General features: G+C 66.6%; 14 protein-coding genes. 9 read left to right on the top strand and 5 right to left on the bottom strand.

Annotation, left to right across the window (positions count from 1 at the left end; translation table 11 throughout):
- Positions 1–139 precede the first annotated feature (139 nt).
- Both DLM85_RS06625 and DLM85_RS06630 read right to left on the bottom strand, forming a co-directional pair.
- The gene (locus DLM85_RS06625; protein WP_133256941.1) at positions 140–766 is read right to left on the bottom strand and encodes a hypothetical protein; all 627 of its coding nucleotides are present in this window, start codon (positions 764–766) and stop codon (positions 140–142) included.
- 107 nt (positions 767–873) lie between these two features.
- Positions 874–1,650, bottom strand: coding sequence for a hypothetical protein (locus DLM85_RS06630; protein ID WP_111477254.1), 777 nt, complete (start codon positions 1,648–1,650; stop codon positions 874–876).
- A gap of 141 nt (positions 1,651–1,791) precedes the next feature.
- Between DLM85_RS06630 and DLM85_RS06635 the strand changes: the two genes are divergently transcribed.
- The 6 genes from DLM85_RS06635 (at position 1,792) to DLM85_RS06660 (ending at position 8,152) form a co-directional block, all read left to right on the top strand.
- Positions 1,792–2,337: an RNA polymerase sigma factor gene (locus DLM85_RS06635; RefSeq protein WP_111477255.1), complete on the top strand. Its 546-nt coding sequence runs from the start codon at positions 1,792–1,794 to the stop codon at positions 2,335–2,337.
- Between the two features lie 30 nt (positions 2,338–2,367).
- On the top strand, positions 2,368–2,847 hold the full coding sequence (locus DLM85_RS06640; protein WP_111477256.1) for a hypothetical protein: 480 nt from the start codon (positions 2,368–2,370) through the stop codon (positions 2,845–2,847).
- A 34-nt stretch (positions 2,848–2,881) separates the two neighbouring features.
- Positions 2,882–3,361: a hypothetical protein gene (locus tag DLM85_RS06645; RefSeq protein ID WP_111477257.1), complete on the top strand. Its 480-nt coding sequence runs from the start codon at positions 2,882–2,884 to the stop codon at positions 3,359–3,361.
- 300 nt (positions 3,362–3,661) lie between these two features.
- Positions 3,662–4,867, top strand: a complete 1,206-nt coding sequence (locus DLM85_RS06650; RefSeq protein ID WP_111477258.1) for an aspartate aminotransferase family protein — start codon at positions 3,662–3,664, stop codon at positions 4,865–4,867.
- Between the two features lie 352 nt (positions 4,868–5,219).
- On the top strand, positions 5,220–7,214 hold the full coding sequence (locus tag DLM85_RS06655; protein WP_111477259.1) for a tetratricopeptide repeat-containing sensor histidine kinase: 1,995 nt from the start codon (positions 5,220–5,222) through the stop codon (positions 7,212–7,214).
- 314 nt (positions 7,215–7,528) lie between these two features.
- Complete coding sequence (locus DLM85_RS06660; RefSeq protein ID WP_111477260.1) at positions 7,529–8,152, top strand: response regulator; 624 nt, start codon at positions 7,529–7,531, stop codon at positions 8,150–8,152.
- 208 nt (positions 8,153–8,360) lie between these two features.
- Here the strand turns inward: DLM85_RS06660 and DLM85_RS06665 are convergent, their stop codons facing one another.
- Positions 8,361–8,825: a tellurite resistance TerB family protein gene (locus tag DLM85_RS06665; RefSeq protein ID WP_111477261.1), complete on the bottom strand. Its 465-nt coding sequence runs from the start codon at positions 8,823–8,825 to the stop codon at positions 8,361–8,363.
- 280 nt (positions 8,826–9,105) lie between these two features.
- Between DLM85_RS06665 and pfkA the strand changes: the two genes are divergently transcribed.
- Positions 9,106–10,077, top strand: coding sequence for a 6-phosphofructokinase (gene pfkA, locus DLM85_RS06670; RefSeq protein ID WP_111477262.1), 972 nt, complete (start codon positions 9,106–9,108; stop codon positions 10,075–10,077).
- 182 nt (positions 10,078–10,259) lie between these two features.
- Positions 10,260–10,868 (top strand): hypothetical protein, encoded by a 609-nt coding sequence (locus DLM85_RS06675; RefSeq protein WP_111477263.1) that lies wholly within the window; start codon positions 10,260–10,262, stop codon positions 10,866–10,868.
- Between the two features lie 50 nt (positions 10,869–10,918).
- On the opposite strand, the gene miaA is transcribed toward DLM85_RS06675, so the two are convergent.
- Both miaA and DLM85_RS06685 read right to left on the bottom strand, forming a co-directional pair.
- Positions 10,919–11,821 (bottom strand): tRNA (adenosine(37)-N6)-dimethylallyltransferase MiaA, encoded by a 903-nt coding sequence (gene miaA, locus DLM85_RS06680; RefSeq protein ID WP_111477264.1) that lies wholly within the window; start codon positions 11,819–11,821, stop codon positions 10,919–10,921.
- A complete protein-coding gene (locus DLM85_RS06685) occupies positions 11,818–12,939 on the bottom strand; it encodes a glycosyltransferase (protein ID WP_165822031.1) in 1,122 nt (373 codons plus the stop codon). Before DLM85_RS06685 ends, miaA begins: the two co-directional genes overlap by 4 nt.
- Positions 12,940–13,081: 142 nt before the next feature.
- Between DLM85_RS06685 and DLM85_RS06690 the strand changes: the two genes are divergently transcribed.
- Positions 13,082–17,203: a PAS domain S-box protein gene (locus DLM85_RS06690; protein ID WP_111477266.1), complete on the top strand. Its 4,122-nt coding sequence runs from the start codon at positions 13,082–13,084 to the stop codon at positions 17,201–17,203.
- The last annotated feature ends 46 nt before the right edge of the window (positions 17,204–17,249 follow it).

The raw sequence follows: 17,249 nt of genomic DNA on the forward strand, positions 1-17,249 counted from the left end.
GTCTGGCGGTAAAAATACGGTTCTGCCCGACCCGGGCGCCACTGCCCGCCGGCGGGGTTGCCTTTTCCCAAGCCGAATCCGCTGCCGCGCGGTATTTTTCCGGTCGCAATAGCATGTATATGTGAGGCGCCAACGTCTCTTACTCCGCCGCAGCGGTCATAATCAGCTGCAGCAGCCCGTGGCGCACTGCGCTGAGCAGGGCTTGCTGGTAGAGCTCCTCCAACACGCTCTGGCGGGCGTCCAGGCTGCGGCGGGTTAGCCGCTGCTGGCCAGTGGCGGTCCGCAACAGTTCGCCCTGGGCGTCGAGTAGCTCCAGTGTCACCCGCGCGCCCGCTCCCACGTTTTCGTCTTCGGTCGTGGCGAAAAACGTCTGGTAGGCATCATCGAGCTGGCAGCGCAGCGTCACGGCGGGCTTGGTAGAATCGGCCGAAAACGGCGCCCGCAACACCCGCTGAATGCCGGCGCGCTGCTCGGGCGTGAGCATCGGCCACACCTTGTCCATTTGCCCGGGTCGCGAAAACGCCGGCAGCTTGATAGCCCGGCTCGACGTCAGCGGCCGGGCGTCGTCGATGGTTATGGCCGCGAGGCGGTACTGCGCGGCCGCGGGCACGCTGGTCAGCTTGGGCAGCGGCGCGCCCGGAGGCGGCGCAGGCGCCGGGGCCACCGGCAGGCTGTTCAGCTCGAATTGCTGCGCGGCGGCGGGCCGGGCCAGCAGCCCTACGCCCAGCACGGCCAGCCACCGGAAGCGGAAGAAAGTAGTAGACATAAGCAGGAGTGCGGCGCCGCCACGGCCGGGGAGCAAGCCAAAGGCCCGGCCGGAAGCCCGAAAAAGGGTTATAAAGAAAAAGCAGAAGCGGCGCAGCTGCGCGGCCGTTACCGCCACCACGCCGCTTGTTCCAGCCGCTGCGCGGCCGGGTCCTGCCCGGTCCAGGCCTGCCGGTATTGCTGCCAGCCGTAGGCCAGGTACTTGTCAGTCGGGCTGAACTCGCCCGCGCCCTGGTCCAGGTCGCCGCTGTTCGGGATGCGGTGGCGGCCCCAGTTGCAGCGCTTCACCTGCTTGCTGCGGTAGGAGGTCCAGGTGCCCACGCCCTGGTTGTTGGCGTAGCTGTCGGCAAAGCTCAGCAGGTCGTCGTAGTAAATCCGGCCCCGGGCGTCCTTGTACCATTTGGCGTGCAGCACGCCCCGAAATACGCCGGTGCCGGGCTGCGCTTCCCGCTCCCGCAGTTCGTATTCGGCCAGCACGATGCCCGATTTTACGGCAATGGCAGGCTCGTTGTCGAGGGTGCGGGGCCGGCCGCGGTTGACGCGCACGTGCAGCACCCGCAGCGTGCCCTGAAAGGCCGCCACGTTGGTTTTCACCCTGGATTTACCCGTCACGGCGTACTGCCCGGGCTGCCCGGCGGTGGGCGTCACGGTCAGCAGCTTCAGGTCCAGGCGCTGGTAATTCGGGCCGATAAAGCCCAGGGCGGCGTCCTTGGGAGGCAGCCACACGGGCGCGAAGGAGCGGCCAGCGTACTGTGGCAGTAGTTCCGTGGGCAGCAGGGCCGGATCGGCCAGCACGCGGCGGCGGTAGGTTTCGCTTTCGGGCGGCAGCGCGGCGGCGCTCAGGGCCAGCCAGCAGGTAGCTATAAGTGGAAATACGGATATCATTGGGCAATAATAGGATAGGCTTGGAATACTAACTACTCTGGCCCAGGATGAAAAGGTTTTTCGGCAAGCTCGTTAAACTCGGCCCCGCCCGGGCGCTCTAACCCCCACGCACCCCGCTCCACCTCACCTCCTCCCCGCTGCTTGGAAGATCAGGACATCCTCCTCAAGTTCCGCGACCCGGCCAGCCGCAACCTGGCCTTCAACCAGCTGGTGCGCAAGTACCAGAGCAAGGTGTACTGGCACGTGCGCAAGATGGTAGTGGACCACGCCGACGCCGACGACCTCACCCAGGACGTGTTCATCAAGGTGTGGAGCCACCTGGACAACTTTCGCCAGGACGCCTCGCTCTACACCTGGATCTACCGCATTGCCACCAACGAGTGCCTGAACTTCCTCTCCAGCAAGCGGCGCAAGTTCTTTTTGCCCCTCAACGACGTGGGCGCCGAGCTGGCCCAGAAGCTGGAGGCCGACGAGCAGCTGGCCGGCGACACGGTGGAGCTGAAGCTGCAGAAAGCCATTCTGCGCCTGCCCGACAAGCAGCGCCTGGTGTTCAACCTGCGCTACTACGACGAGATGCCCTACGAGCAGATGGCCGAAGTGACGGGCACCAGCGTGGGCGCCCTCAAGGCCTCGTACCACCACGCCGTCAAGAAAATCGAGCAGTACGTAAACCAGGAAACCGATTAAACCTGCGGCCCCTGCGGCCCTCCAACCGATATGAAAACGCCCTTCCGCCTCGATGAGCACCCACGGCGGCCCCAGCCGCCGCTGGCCCCGCCCGCCGCGGAGTACTTCGATCAGCTGCCGCGGCGCGTGATGCAGCGCGTGCGCCCCGCCGCCGAACCGGCTCCGTTGTGGGGCTGGCTCGCCCGCCTGAGCGCCCCGGCGCGCACGGCCCTGGCTTCTGTGGTGCTGCTGCTCACTTTCGTGGGCAGCTTCTGGCTGACGTCGCGCCCCAGCGGCCGGCCCGCGGCCGGCATCACCCGCCGCACCAACGCCGCCCGGGCCCTGGCCGCCGTGCCCCGCGCCGAGGCCGTGCAGTACCTGCTTTCCGACGCCGCCCCGCGCGTGACCCTGGCCGACCTGGCCGACACCCACGTGGCCGAGCGCGCCCTGCCCACCGAGTTTCTGCCCGGCACCGACGCCGAAATCCAGGCCGCCCTCGACGAGCAGCCAAGCCTGGATGTGTATTTGTAGTGTTACTTCGCCCCCGATGTTTGTTTTTCCCCGCATGACTCGCTTCCTCGCCCGCCCCGTGTTGCTGGTGGCGCTGTTGCTGCTCGGCAGCCTGGGCGCCCGGGCCCAGTCCGGCGTCCGGCAGCGCCCCAGCCAGCGCCTCGAAAACGCGCGCATTGCCTACATCACCGACAAAATTGCGCTGACGCCCGAGCAGGCCCAGCGCTTCTGGCCGCTCTTCAACGAGTTTACCGACAAGCGCCGCGACCTGCGCAAGCAAACCAAGATGGGTTTGCGCGGCCAGGACTTCAGCGCCATGAGCGACAAGGACATCCGCGCCGCCCTCGACGAGCAGTTCAAGCTCCGCCAGGGCGAAATCAACCTGGAAAAAGAGTACGTCGACAAGTTCGCCAAGGTCATCAGCCTGCGCCAGGTGGCCCAGCTCATGCAGGCCGAGCGCGACTTCACCCGGGAGCTGATTCAGCGCCTCGACAACCGCCGCGCCGCCAGCGGTGCCCTGAGCGGCCAAGAATAGGCCGCGTTGCCCCTGAACGACCCGAGGCGGCCCCGCAAAGGCCGCCTCGGTTGTTTTTTGGCCAGGTTCTCCGGTGCTAATTGGCCGTCCTGTCGCGCTTGCCGAGACCTCTCGCGTGCTGATGTCCAATAGTAAAATCTTCGTTGAACGAAAATAATGCTAGCCAGCGTCAGCACGCGAGATGTCTCGACAAGCTTCGACAGGACGGGCTGTAGCCTTTTTATTTCGACTTTAGCCACAGCCCCGGTTTCGTCCCCGGCGCGGTACTTTTGCGGCTGATTTCAGCCTACTGCAGTACCCATGCTCACGCCCCGCCAGCTCTTTTTGCGCCACCAGGCCCAGACATCCGACTTTCCCCTGCTGCTCGAAATCGAGCGGGCCGAGGGCGTGTGGATGTACGGCCCCGACGGCCGCCGCTACCTCGATTTGATTTCGGGCATTGGCGTCAGCAACGTGGGGCACCGCCACCCGCGGGTGCTGCAGGCCATTCAGCATCAGCTCGATAAGTACCTGCACCTGATGGTGTACGGCGAGCTGGTGCAGGCCCCGCCGGCCGAGCTGGCCCAGGCCCTGCACCACACGCTGCCGCCCGAGCTGGACAACGTGTACTTCACCAACTCCGGCACCGAGGCAGTGGAGGGCGCCCTCAAGCTGGCCAAGCGCCACACCGGCCGCACCGAGCTGATCGGCGCCCACAACGCCTACCACGGCTCCACCCAGGGCGCCCTGTCCGTTACCGGCTCCGAGAGCTTCAAGCGCAGCTTCCGCCCCCTGCTGCCCGACGTGCGCCACCTGCGCTACAACCACGTCGAGGACCTCGCGCTGATTACCGGGCGCACGGCCGCCGTCATCGTGGAGACGGTGCAGGGCGAGGCCGGCGTGCGCGTGCCCGCCGGCGACTACCTGCGCCAGCTGCGCCGCCGCTGCCACGACGTGGGGGCGCTGCTGATTCTGGACGAAATCCAGTGCGGCTTCGGGCGCACCGGCACGTTCTGGGCCTTCGAGCAGTTCGGCGTGGTGCCCGACATCCTGCTCACGGCCAAGGGCATGGGCGGCGGTATGCCCATCGGCGCGTTCATTGCGCGCCAGGACATCATGCAGGATTTCAAGTCCGACCCGATTCTGGGCCACCTGACCACCTTCGGCGGGCACCCGGTGTCGTGCGCGGCGGCGCTGGCCACGCTGCGCGTGATTCAGGAGGAAAACCTGCTGGCCGGCGTGGCAGAGAAGGCCGCACGGTTTCGGCGGCAGCTGCGCCACCCGGCCATCCGCGGGGTGCGCGGGCTGGGGCTGCTGCTGGCCGTGGAGTTCGAGTCGTTTGCGGTGCTCAAGCCCATTATCGACCACGCTCTGGCGCACGAGGGCGTGCTCACCGACTGGTTTCTGTTCTGCGACAACTCCCTGCGCCTGGCCCCGCCGCTGACCATCACCGACGCGGAAATCGACTGGGCCTGCGCGGCGCTGCTGCGGGCCGTGGCCCACGTGACCGGGACGCCGGCCGGCTAGGGTCCACCGGCCGGGCCGCGCGGAATGCCGCCCGCAGAGGTGGCCGGCTCCGCGCGGAGCCGCTGCGCGGAAATGCTGCCCCTGGTGCCAGCGCGGAGCAAGCCAGGGCGCCGGCGTCGGCCAATCACTGCAACCAGAAGTAGACCGACCGGCCGCACGCGGGGTGGGGCGCTGTGCCCTTGCGCGGGCTCTTGGAGGCGCACGGCCCGGCAGCCGGGGCACCGCTTCCGCAAGCCCCGGCGAGGCGCGCTGGTTGATTTAAAAACCAACTACCCCAGCAGAGTGAAAGAAATAGCCCCGGAATTGTGGTATATTGTACCACTTATTTTGCCTGTACTCTGTCCTTTCCTCAATGCGCTGGTTTTTGTTTGCTTCCGCTGCCTTCTTCAGCCTTTGGCTGCTCGTGGTATCCGGAGCGGAAGCAACGCCGCGTAACGCCCACCCAACGGCCCCGCCCCCGCCTTCCGGGCCGACGACGCTGGCGGCCGGCCGGGTGCAGCGCACCAGTCAGCACCGTCTCGACAGCATTCAGGCCCTGATCCGGGCCCGGCCGCGGCTGGATACCGTCAAGATTGCGCTGACCACCCACCTGGCCTGGGAAATCCAGCAGCGCGACACCCGCGCCAGCCTGCCGGTGCTCCTGGAAGCGCTGCGGCTGGCCCGGCAGCTGGGCTACAAGGACTACGAAGCCGAAGCCCTGCTCGACGTGGCCGACTGCTACATTCTGCTCGGCGAGTACGACGCGGCCAAGCGCTGGATGAGCAAAACCAACACGGAATTCACGCGCCTGCACAACGTCGGCGGGCAGATCCGCTGCCTGGGCCGCCTGGCCAGGATTGCCGCCCAGCAGGGCCAGTACGCCACGGCCCTCGCCTACTGCCTCCGGGTGCCGGCCTCCTACGACGCCGGCGACACCCGCCGCTTTTATACCAGCCTGCAGATTCAGATCGGCAACGTGTACCGCCAACTCGGCGAGCTGGACCACGCCGAGCGGTACCTGCGCCACGCCCTGCAGGTGTCGCAGCGCTACGACTACCCTGACCGGCTCAACCTGATCTACGGGGAGCTGGGCGAAATCCGCCGGGCGCAGGGGCGCTGGCCGCAGGCCCGCCGCTACTACGCCCGGAGCATGGCCATCAGCCAGCGGCTGCACCTGGCCCCCGAAATCCTGCGCATGGAAATCAACCTGGCCGAAATGGACGAGCAGCTCGGCCACCCGGCCGCCGCCATGACGCGCGCCCACGTGGTGCTGGGCCCCACGCGCCAGGTGCTGCCGCTGGCCGTGCCGCGGGTGCTGGGGCTGCTGGGCCGCAGCAGCCTGACGCGCGGCTGGACCGACAGCGCGGTGGCTTATGCCCACCAAAGCCTGCGGGAAAGCCGGCTGCTGCGCGCGCCCGAAGGCATCCGGGACGCCCACGAGGTGCTGGCCCGCGCCTACGCCCACCGCCGCGACTTCGCCCGCGCCTACCAGGCTCAGCAGCAGTTCATGGCCGCCCGCGACAGCCTGACCGGGGCCGAGGTAAGCCGCCGCACCGGGGCCCTGCAGTACCGCCACGAGCTGGGCCGGCAGCAGGCCCAGATTCAGCTGCTCACCCAGAAAACGCGCCTGCAGCAGCAGCAGCAGGAGCTGAACCGCCTGCGGCAGCGCTGGCAGGCCCTGCTGCTGCTGGGCCTGATTGGCGTGGTAGCCGGGCTGAGCGGCCTGGCTTTCTGGCAGTACCGCCGCCGCCAGGCCGCCCGCGAAGCCGCCCTGCGCACCAGCCTGGCCGCCGACCTGCACGACGACGTGGGTTCGCTGCTCACGCAGATATCCATGCAGAGCACCATGCTGCGCGAGGGCCTGTACCCGCCTGAGCAGCAGCGCCAGCACCTCGACCACATGGCCGAAACCAGCCGGCAGGCCGCCCGCCAGATGAGCGACGTGGTGTGGGGTATTGACGCGCGCAACGACTCGCTCTCCAGCGTGCTCGACCGCATGCGCGACCATGCCTACCTGGTGCTGCCCCCGGCCGGGGTGGAGCTGGACTTTGCGGCCGACCCGGACCTGACGGCCACCGCCGTGCCGCTGGCCTCGCGCCAGGCCCTGTACCTGATCTACAAGGAAGCCCTGCACAACGCCGTCAAGCACGCCGGGGCCCGGCAGGTGACGGTGCGCCTGCGCCTGCACGGCCGGCAGCTGGAGCTGGATGTGCACGACGACGGCCGCGGCGCCCCCGTACCCGCCCGGACCAGCGCCGGGCAGGGCCTGCGCAACATGCAGGCCCGGGCCGCCGCCGCCGCCGGCACCGTCAGCTACGACGCCAGCGGCCCGGGCTTTCGGGTGGTGGCGCGGCTCCCGCTGAGCTAGGGTGCGTGGATAGCGAGCGAAAAAAACGTTATGCGCAGCCCCGCGAACCGCAGGTCGACGCAGTCAAGCCTCTCTACCGAACAACGAAGCCCTAGAGGAGCTTTGACAAGCGGATACCAGTTCAAGCATAACGGCCTGGAAAGCAGCCGAACCCCGTTTTCAGCTACTGTCCACACACCTTAGCGGGTCCCGGCGGGCTTTTGCCGGCCGGGCTTTCCCGCCGGCCGTACACGCGCGCCGACCTTCATTGGCTCCGGCGCGTTTCACATCTTTATGCGATACTTTCGGCCCGGCCCACTTCCGACCTTTGCCCCGTGATTTACCTCGGCATCATTGAAGACCAGCCCACGATTCGGGAAGCGCTGACGGGCTACCTCTGCGCCCAGCCCGAGTTCAGCTGCGTGCTCAGCGCGGCGTCGGTGGAGGAGTTTCTGGCGGCGGTGCCCACCATGATTCACCGCCCCACGCTTATCCTCTCCGACATCGGGCTGCCCGGGCTGTCGGGCATCGAGGGCCTGGTGCCGCTGCGCCAGCTGCTGCCCACGGCCGAGGTGGTCATGCTCAGCGTGTACTCCGACGCCCAGCGCGTGTTCGATTCGCTGCGCGCCGGGGCGGTGGGCTACCTGGAGAAGGATACGCCCCTACCCGTCATCAAGGAAAACCTGCTGCAGGTAGCCGCCGGCGGCTCGCCCATGTCGCCGGGCATTGCGCGCCACGTCATCCGTTACTTTCAGCCCGCTCCGCGCCTAGCCCTGGAGCCGCTCACCGCCCGCGAGCAGGACATCGTGCGCGGCATCGAGGACGGGCTGAGCTACCAGCGCATTGCCGACCGCCTGTTCCTGAGCATCGACACGGTGCGCAGCCACATCCGGCAAGTGTACCGCAAGCTGCAGGTCAACTCCAAGGCCGAGCTGCTGGCCCGCGGCTACCGCCGCTAACGCCCCGCCTGGCCCGGCTCCCGGGCGGCTAGCGGGGCGTCTTGCCCCGCGCCCGCCGGTACGCCCCCCGTTCCGGCTGGGGGCCTGGCGCCGTTTTCGGGCCGCGCCCGCCCGGGCCGATTTTACGCAGGCCCAACGACGCAAACAGGCGTTCCTGCGCGCAGGAACGCCTGTTTTAATAACTGTTAGGGGTGCGGCGCCGGCGCGGTTACAGCCCGTTGCCGTGGGCCGGCTCGCCCTTACCCTGGAAATTCAGGAAGGCCTGCGACTCTTCCTTGATTTGCTCGCGGGGCAGCCCGTCGCGCACGCCCATCGAGATTTTGCGCACCAGCACGCCCACAATGGCCTTGCGGAAACCCAGCTTCTCGGCCATGTCGATGCAGAAATCCATTTCGTTGTCGTCCACCACGCCGTCGGCCAGCATCATATCCACCAGGTCGAAGATCTGGTCGAAGCGCTCGGAGTCGTTGTCGGGGATGTGCAGCACGTGGGAGCTGGCATTCGACACGGCGCTGCGCACATCGTTGGCGTTCAGGCCATTTTTCTTGCCCACGGCCACCAGGAAATTCATTTCCCGTTCGTCGATGTGCCCGTCGACGCGGGCCAGGGCGGCCAGGTTGTGAATGTGGCTGCGGACTTTCTTATTCTGTTCGCTTTCGAAGAAACCAAACATAGGTCGGGCAGGGTAAAACGGTGAAGAGGGAGCGGCCGCGGAGTAGGCTGGGAGTTTTGCCACCGGCCCGGCGACCATGGCGGGCAGTAGCGGGTGCGAGGTTAAGGTAGGGTTTCGCCCGCAACCGTTCAATACGGCAAAGCGAAAAAAACTGCCATTTTGCCGGTCATATTTGCGTACAAATTTTAGCTCAAGCGGCGGCGGTTGGCCGGTTCTTGTACCTTTGCCATTTCATGGACGGCCCATCTGCGGATGCATTGTCCTTCTGACCCACGAAAGAATGAAGCGAATTGGAGTGTTTACCAGCGGCGGTGACGCGCCCGGTATGAACGCCGCCGTGCGCGCCGTGGTGCGCACGGCCCTGTACCACGGCATCGAAGTCTACGGCATCATGCGCGGCTATTCGGGCATGATTAAGGGGGAAATCGTCAAGCTCGATTCCACCTCCGTGGCCAACATCGTGCAGCGCGGCGGCACCATTTTGAAGTCGGCGCGCAGCCAGAAGTTCCTCACCAAGGAAGGCCGCCAGGAAGCTTTCGACCAGTTGGTGAACCACCGCATCGAGGGCCTGGTGGCCATTGGCGGCAACGGCACGTTCACCGGCGCCGAGCTGTTTGAGCGCGAGTTCGGCATTCCGACGGTGGGCGCCCCCGGCACCATCGACAACGACCTTTACGGCACCGACTACACCATCGGCTACGACACGGCCGTGAACACGGCCCTCGACGCCATCGACAAAATCCGCGACACGGCCGACTCGCACGACCGCGCCTTCTTCGTGGAGGTGATGGGCCGCGACTCGGGCTACATCGCCATTCCCTGCGCCATCGGCGGCGGGGCCGAAATCGTGCTGGTGCCCGAGCAGGTGCAGAGCATCGACACGGTTATCGAAACCCTGCAGGTGGCCCGCAAGCGCCAGAAATCCTCGTTCCTGATCATCGTGGCCGAGGGCGACGAGGAGGGCAACGCCACCACCATTGCCAGCAAGGTGAAGGAAGCCATTCCGGAAATGGACGCCCGCGTGACCGTCATCGGCCACATCCAGCGCGGCGGCGCCCCGTCGGCCGCCGACCGCCTGCTGGCCTCGCAGATCGGCATTGCCGCCGTGGAGGGCCTGCTCAACGGCATGCGCAACGTGATGGCCGGCATTGTGGACCGCAAGCTGGTGTACACGCCCTTCCAGGAGTGCATTTCGCGCAAGAAGATGATCAACCAGGGCTTCATGCGCATGGTGGAAATCCTGAGCGTGTAAGCCGCCCTTCGGCCGGGCAGCAGGGCGGGCCGTAGCAGTACGGCCCGCCCTGCCGGCGTTGGCGGGCGGCGGGGCGCCGGAAAATAATTCGGCTTGCGGGAGCGGGCAGGCCAACCTTTCGGGTTCCGGGCCTCCCCTTGGGGTAACTGTCCCGCTTATCTACCCCTTTCCACCGTTTCCGCATGCAGCTTCTTTACCCGCTCGCTCTGGCCGTTTCGCTCAGCCTGCCCGCCCTGGCCCAAACCGCGCCATCCACCCGCCCGGCACCCCGCAACCTTGTCGAGTTCGGCGCGGGCCGGAGCCTGAACGGCTCGGGCGACTATTTCTGCCAGAAATTCCACGTGGGCTACGCCCGCACCCTGGGCCGCCACTTCAGCGTGGGGCCGCGCCTGGCCCTGATCAACGGCTCCACGGACATCTACTTCGGGCAGGGCGCCACGCTGCCCATCACTTACCGCGCCATCAACCTGGAGGGCGAAGCCTACTACGCTCCCTTCGGCTACGAGCGGCGCTTTGTCTTCGCCTTCGGGGCCGGGGCTTACGTGGGCCACACCCGGCAGCACGACTTTTACTACGCCGGCTGGGGCCGCAACGCCAACAACGAGTGGGTGTTCGACTCCCGGCCCCGCAACACCCAAGGCTTCCACGTGGGCTACCTGGCTTCGCTGAATGCCGACTACGTGGTGGACGACGAGCAGCGCTGGCTGCTGGGCGCCAAGCTGGCCCTGCAAAACGACACCTACGGCAACATACTGCCCGGGGCCCAGCTGCGCCTGGCCAGACGGTTCTAGCGCAAATGTGGTTACGTTAGTGAGTTGGTGAAGTGCCGCTCGGACATTCACTAACTTACTAACGCACCAATGGCCTCAAAGGCCGCGTCCGGGTGCAGCCACTGGTAGGCTTCGTCGCGGCGCAGCCAGGTGAGCTGGCGCTTGGCATAGCGGCGGGTGTTGCGCTTGAGCAGGCGCACGGCTTCGGGCCAGTCGTAAGCCCCGTCGAGGTAGCCGAAGATTTCCTGGTAGCCCACCGTTTGCAGCGCCTGCGCGTGGCGGTGCGGCAGCAGTGCCGTTACTTCTTCCAGCAGGCCCTGGGCCAACATCTGGTCCACGCGCTGATCGATGCGCTCATACAGCTCGTCCCGTTCGCGCGTCAGGGCGACTTTCTGGGTGCGCCAGGGCCGCTCGGCTTTCGGGCCGGCCTGGTGGAAGCTGCTGAAGGGCCGGCCGCTGCTGCGGCACACCTCCAGCGCCCGCAGCACGCGCACCGGGTTCTGCCGGTCGATGCGCTGGTGGCAGAGCGGGTCCAGCGCGGCTAATTCTTCGACCAAGGCGGGCAGCCCCTTTTCGGCCAGCTCCGCCTGCAGCTGCCCGCGGATTGCCGCGTCAGCGGGCGGCAGCTCGTCCAGCCCGTCGGTGACGGCCTGCAGGTACAGCCCCGAGCCGCCGGTGAGGATGACGACTTCGTGCTTTTGGAACAGCTCGTGGAGCAGCTGCAGGCAGTCGGCTTCGTAACGGCCGGCGCTGTAGTCCTCGGTGATGCTGTGCGAATCGACGAAGTGGTGGGGCACGCCCTGCATTTCGTCCGCAGTAGGCTTGGCCGTGCCGATGTGCATCTCGCGAAAAAACTGCCGGGCGTCGGCCGATACCACCTCGGTGCCGAAATGCTGGGCCAGGCGCACGCACAGGGCCGTTTTGCCCACGGCCGTGGGGCCGGCTACCACCAGCAGAGTGGGTTGCTTGCTCATGCGGATACGGGGGATGGGGCGGCGGGCCAGAGCGCGGCAAACAGGCGCTGCAGCTCCTGCTCCTCGTGCTGCCAGTTCAGCTCCAGGCGGGCGCGCTGGCAGTTGTGGGCCAGCTGCTGATAATGCGTGGCGTCGCCGAGCAGGCGGTTCAGAGCGGCGGCCAGGGCGGCGGGCGTCAGCTCGGGCACCACTTCGGCCACCTGGTACTGTTCGTTCAGAGCCAGGTACTCGGGGAAGGGCGAAATCAACTGGGGCACGCCGGCGTGCAGGTAGTCGAAGAACTTGTTGGCTAGGGAGTAGTAGTAGCTCAGCCCCAGGTTTTCCAGTACGCTGATGCCCACGGCGGCCCGCGCCGTCACCTCGCGCAGCTCGGCCGGCAGCACGTAGCCGCGAAACTCCACCCGCCCGTTCTGCAGCAGCCCCAGGTCCTGGGCCCGCCGCCGCAGGCCGTCCGACAGGTCGCCTTCGCCGCAGACGACCAGGCGGGCGGACACCGCGGGCATGGCTTCGAGCAGGGCTTCCAGGCCGCGGCCGGCGTTGAGGGCGCCCTGGTAGAGAATGTAGCCCTCGTTGGGCGTCGCCGGGGCGTTTTCCGCCAGCCGGCTGATGTTGCGCACCGTGCCGAAGGCGCGGCCGTAGCGCTGCTCGAACAGCCGCGCCAGCGCCGGGCCCACGGTGTAGGCCAGCGTGGCCCGGGGCACCACAAACCGTTCCACGGCCAGCCACAGGCGGCGCACGGCCGGGCGGCCGACCACCTCGGGCACTTCGGTGAACAGCTCGTGCGCGTCGTACACGAACGGGACGCGGCCCAGGCGCGCGCGCAGCCAGGTGGGCAGCGCCGCGTCGAGGTCGGCGCAGCCGTAGGCCGCAAAGCCGCGCTGCCCGAGCAGGTACAGGAGCAGGCGCAGGTTGTATTCGAGGTAGAACAGCTTGCCCCGGCTAAACCAGCAGCGCAGCCGGTGCTGCTCGTAGGGCTGGGCCGTGAGCGGCTGGGAATTCGGCCACTGGCGGCCCACGAGGCGCACCTGGTAGCCCGCCCCGGCCAGCGAGGCGCAGATGCGCTGCATCCGCTGGTCGTAATTCAGGTCGGTGGTGACGGCGAAGAGCAGGCGGCGCACGGGAGAAAAGGAAAAAACCAAGCCGGCCGGGCAACGAATGCGCACCGGGGTTCGGATATATTTGACAAATTTAAGAAGTAAACCCTGCTCCCCGCCTGCGCCCCGCCCCCACGGCGGCGCGGCCGGCCGCTCGTTCTCCCGCATGGCGCTGCTTTCCGATACCACCCACTCCCAGGCCGCAACCGACGCCGCCACGTACCGCGCCCTCTTCGACGGCGCCTACGACGGCATTTTGCTCTATGACGAGCACGGCCGGCTTTTCGACTGCAACCAGCGGGCCCTCGACCTGCTGGGCACCACCCGCGCCGTGCTGCTCTCGGCCGGGCTGATGGCTTTTCTGCGCCCCGAGCAGACCACCGAGCAGCACTGGGACGGCGAAGAAACCTTGCAGGAAGCCCTGCTGCAGACGGCCCGTACCGGCCAGCCCGCGGCCCGCATTTGGTACGGCCGCCGGCAAGACGATACCCTGCTCGACGGCTGGGCCACGCTGCACCGCCTGGAGCTGCCCCCCGACCAGCGCATCGTGGTGGAGCTCAGCCTGCGCGACGTGACGCAGACGCGCCGGCAGTTTGAGGCCCTGCAGCACGAGCAAGCCGCCACCCGCTCGCGCGAGCAGCTGCGCGAGGTGCTCAGCCGCGCCGACCTGGGCTTCCTGCAGCTCGACCGCGAGGGGCGCATCGTCGACGTGAACGAGTTCTTCCTGGTGATGACGGGCTACTCGCGCGAGCAGGTGGTGGGCCAGGAGTACTTCAGCCTGTTTGCCGCCGAGGTGGAGCGCGAGCCGCGCCGCTACGCCTACCGCCGGGCCCTGGAGCACGAGGAGCTGCAGGATTTCTTCGAACGCTCCCTGCTGGCCCACGACCGGCACCGGCGCACGGTGTACTGGTACGCCGAGTTCGTGCGCGACGCCGACGGGCAGGTCAACGGCGTGATGTTCGTGGGGCGCGACGTGACCAAGGGACAGTTTACGGCCCGGGCCCTGGGCGAAAGTCAGTCGCGGCTGCAGGACTTTCTGGACAACGCCCACGACCTGATCCAGAACCTGAGCATCGACAACCGCTTCCTGTTCGTCAACAAGGCGTGGAAGGAAAAGCTGGGCTACGCGGCCGAGGAGCTGCCCGGCCTCTCGCTCACCGACGTGGTGCACCCCTACTACAAGGCCAAGCTGCTCTACCAGCTGCGCAACCTCTACAAGGGCGAGAAAGTCAACAAGCTCGAAACCGTCTTTCTGACCAAGACGGGCAAGCCGGTGCACCTGATCGGCTCCATCACCTGCTCCTGGGACGACGGCGAGCCGGTGAGCACCCGCGCCATCCTGCACGACATCACCGACCGCATCAAGGCCGAGCGGCTGCAGAAGGTCTACTACAGCATTGCCAACCTGGCCATCAGCTCCAAGGACTTGCACTCGTTGTACGGGGCCATTCACCGGGAGCTGAGCAAGATTATCGAAACCAACAACTTCTACATTGCCCTCTGCGACGAGGCCCGCACGCAATTGCAGTTCGCCTACTTCGTCGACCAGAATTCCCAGGGCGAGAAGGCGATGGTGATGCGGCCCTTCTCCTCGGGCGTGTCGGAGTACATCATCCGCACCGGCAAGCCGCAGATTCTGCTCAAGCCCGACCTGCAGGGTCTTATTGCCGACGGCACCATCACGGCCTACGGGCTGATGCCGGAGGTGATGCTCTGCTCCCCGCTCAGCATCGGCGACCGGATCATCGGCGTCATCACGGTGCAGGACTACACCAAGCCCGACGCCTACGCCCCTTCTGACCTTGAAATCCTGCACTTCATCTCCAACCAGGTGGCGCTGGCCATCGAGCGGAAGCGCAACGAGGTGCAGATCAACAAGCAGAACGCGCGCCTGAACGCCATCTTCGAGAGTGGGACGCACCTGATGTGGTCGGTGGATTTGAAGTCGCGCCTGACCTCGTTCAACCGCAACTACGCCGCCTACTTCCTGCGGCGCAACGGCGTGCACCCGGCCCTGAACATCAACCTCTGGCACGCCGACCTGGCCATGATGGAGGAAGACGCCCGGCAGCTGTTCATCGAGCACTACACCCGGGCCTTCGAGGGCGTGCCCCAGCGCTTCGAGGTGCGCCTGCGCGACGTGCGCGGCCACGACACCTGGCGCGAAATCTACCTCAACCCCATTTACCTCGACGACGGCACCTTCGAGGAAATTTCGGGCATTGCGCACGACATCACCGACAAGAAACGCTCGTTGCTGGAAATGGCGGCGCAGGAAGAGAAATTCCGCGCCATCTTCGAGTCGTTCCAGGATATCTACTACCGCACCGACGAGAAGGGCGTCATCACCATTATTTCGCCCTCGGTGGTCGACATCGTGGGCTACCTGCCCGAGGAAGTGGTGGGCCACCGCGTGGCCGACTACTACGAATTTCCCGACCACCGTGCCGATTTGATCAGCGAGCTGGAAATCGGCGGCGGCGTGGTGCGCAACTTCGAAACCGCGCTCATCCACAAGGAGGGCCACCCCATCAAGGTGCTGGTGAATGCCCGCGCCCTCTACGACGAGCAGGGCCGCATGGCCGGCATCGAGGGCATTGCCCGCGACGTGACGGACTTCAAGCAGATGCAGGACGATTTGCGCCGCGCCAAGGACGAGGCCGAAACCGCCCTGCACGCCAAAACGCAGTTTCTGGCCAACATGAGCCACGAGCTGCGCACCCCGATGAACGGCATCATCGGCATGATTGACCTCTTGCACCAGACGGTGGCCTCGGAAGAACAGGAGGAGTACATCGACACGCTGCGCAAGTCTTCGGACGCGCTGCTGGCCATCCTGAACGACATCCTGGACCTCTCCAAGATTCAGGCGGGCAAGATGGAGCTCAACGAGGAGGGCATGGACCTGCACTACACGCTGGAGAAAATCCACTCGCTCTTCGCCAACCGCGCCCAGCAGAAACAGCTCGACTTCACCTACGAAATCACCCCGCACACCCCGCGCTTCATCATCACCGACGAGACGCGCCTGCTGCAGGTCCTTTCGAACCTGACCTCGAACGCCATCAAGTTCACCCAGCAGGGCCGCGTGACGGTGCGCGCCACCTCCGTCTTCACCGACGGGGTGGAGCACACCCTGCGCTTCGAGGTGAAGGACTCGGGCATCGGCATCTCGCCCGAAAACGCCAAGCTGCTCTTCACCAACTTCACCCAGCTCGACACCACGCCCACCAAATCGTTTGGCGGCACCGGCCTCGGGCTGGCCATCAGCAAGCAGCTCACCGAGCTGATGGGCGGCCAGATTGGCGTCGACTCGGTGGTGGGCGAAGGGGCCACGTTCTGGTTTACCATTCGCTGCCGGGTGGCCGAAAACGAGGAAGCCATCCTGCAGGAGCGGCAGGCCTCGCGCGACCGGTCGCAGGTGGGCGTGCTGCGCTTCGAGCAGAGCCCGCGGGTGCTGCTGGTCGACGACAACCCCATCAACCAGAAAGTGGCCGTGCGCCTGCTCGACAAGCTCGGCTGCCAGACCGACGTGGCCGGCGACGGGTTCGAGGCCATCGGCCTGGCCACCAGCGGGGTGCGCTACGACGTGATTTTTATGGACATCCAGATGCCGGAAATGGACGGCGTGACGGCCATGCGCGAAATCCGCCGCCGCCTCGGGCCCGGCTGCCCCCCGGTGGTGGCCATGACGGCCTACTCCATGAAGGAGGATGCGGAGCGCTTCGTGCAGGAAGGCATGGACGACTACGTGCCCAAGCCGGTGAAAAGCCAGGACCTCTACGAGGTGCTGCACCGCTGGCGCCCGCAGCTAGCCGTAGCCCTGGCCCCGGTAGCCGATAACGAGGACGGCGCCCAGACCGCGCCCGCGGCTTCGCAAGCTGCTGAAACGACCGCGCCGCCCGTGGCCGAAGAACCCGCGCCCACCTACGCGGCGGACCCGCGCCCCGTTATCGACCTGGACACGGTGGAGCAGCTGCGCCAGCTGGGCGGGGCCGATTTTGCCGCCAGCCTCTTCAGCGACTTTGAGCAGGAAGCCGGCCCGCTTTTGGACGAAGCCAAGGCGCTGGTGGAGGCCGGCCGGCCCGCCGATATCCTGCCTCACCTGCACCAGCTCAAGGGCACGGGCTTCACCCTGGGCCTGACGCGGCTGGCCGAACAGGCCAAGCACCTCGAACACGAGCTCAAACAAGGCCGTACAGAACACGCGGTGCGGGATTTTCAGGCGCTTTTGCATTACTTCGCAGAGTTCATCCGGGAGTACCCGGCCCGCACCAGTGCCCCCTGACGGGCCTTTTTGGCAGTACCGCTCCACACCACCTTCCCCCAAACCC

The organism is Hymenobacter edaphi, assembly GCF_003258365.1.
In the GTDB taxonomy this organism is placed as follows: Bacteria; Bacteroidota; Bacteroidia; order Cytophagales; family Hymenobacteraceae; genus Solirubrum; species Solirubrum edaphi.

Bases quoted from the DNA above. Each gene is read 5' to 3' on its own strand.
- DLM85_RS06625 (WP_133256941.1), bottom strand. From the start codon at position 766: ATGTCTACTACTTTCTTCCGCTTCCGGTGGCTGGCCGTGCTGGGCGTA.
- DLM85_RS06630 (WP_111477254.1), bottom strand. From the start codon at position 1,650: ATGATATCCGTATTTCCACTTATAGCTACCTGCTGGCTGGCCCTGAGC.
- DLM85_RS06640 (WP_111477256.1), top strand. From the start codon at position 2,368: ATGAAAACGCCCTTCCGCCTCGATGAGCACCCACGGCGGCCCCAGCCG.
- DLM85_RS06645 (WP_111477257.1), top strand. From the start codon at position 2,882: ATGACTCGCTTCCTCGCCCGCCCCGTGTTGCTGGTGGCGCTGTTGCTG.
- DLM85_RS06650 (WP_111477258.1), top strand. From the start codon at position 3,662: ATGCTCACGCCCCGCCAGCTCTTTTTGCGCCACCAGGCCCAGACATCC.
- DLM85_RS06655 (WP_111477259.1), top strand. From the start codon at position 5,220: ATGCGCTGGTTTTTGTTTGCTTCCGCTGCCTTCTTCAGCCTTTGGCTG.
- DLM85_RS06665 (WP_111477261.1), bottom strand. From the start codon at position 8,825: ATGTTTGGTTTCTTCGAAAGCGAACAGAATAAGAAAGTCCGCAGCCAC.
- pfkA (WP_111477262.1), top strand. From the start codon at position 9,106: ATGAAGCGAATTGGAGTGTTTACCAGCGGCGGTGACGCGCCCGGTATG.
- DLM85_RS06675 (WP_111477263.1), top strand. From the start codon at position 10,260: ATGCAGCTTCTTTACCCGCTCGCTCTGGCCGTTTCGCTCAGCCTGCCC.
- miaA (WP_111477264.1), bottom strand. From the start codon at position 11,821: ATGAGCAAGCAACCCACTCTGCTGGTGGTAGCCGGCCCCACGGCCGTG.
- DLM85_RS06690 (WP_111477266.1), top strand. From the start codon at position 13,082: ATGGCGCTGCTTTCCGATACCACCCACTCCCAGGCCGCAACCGACGCC.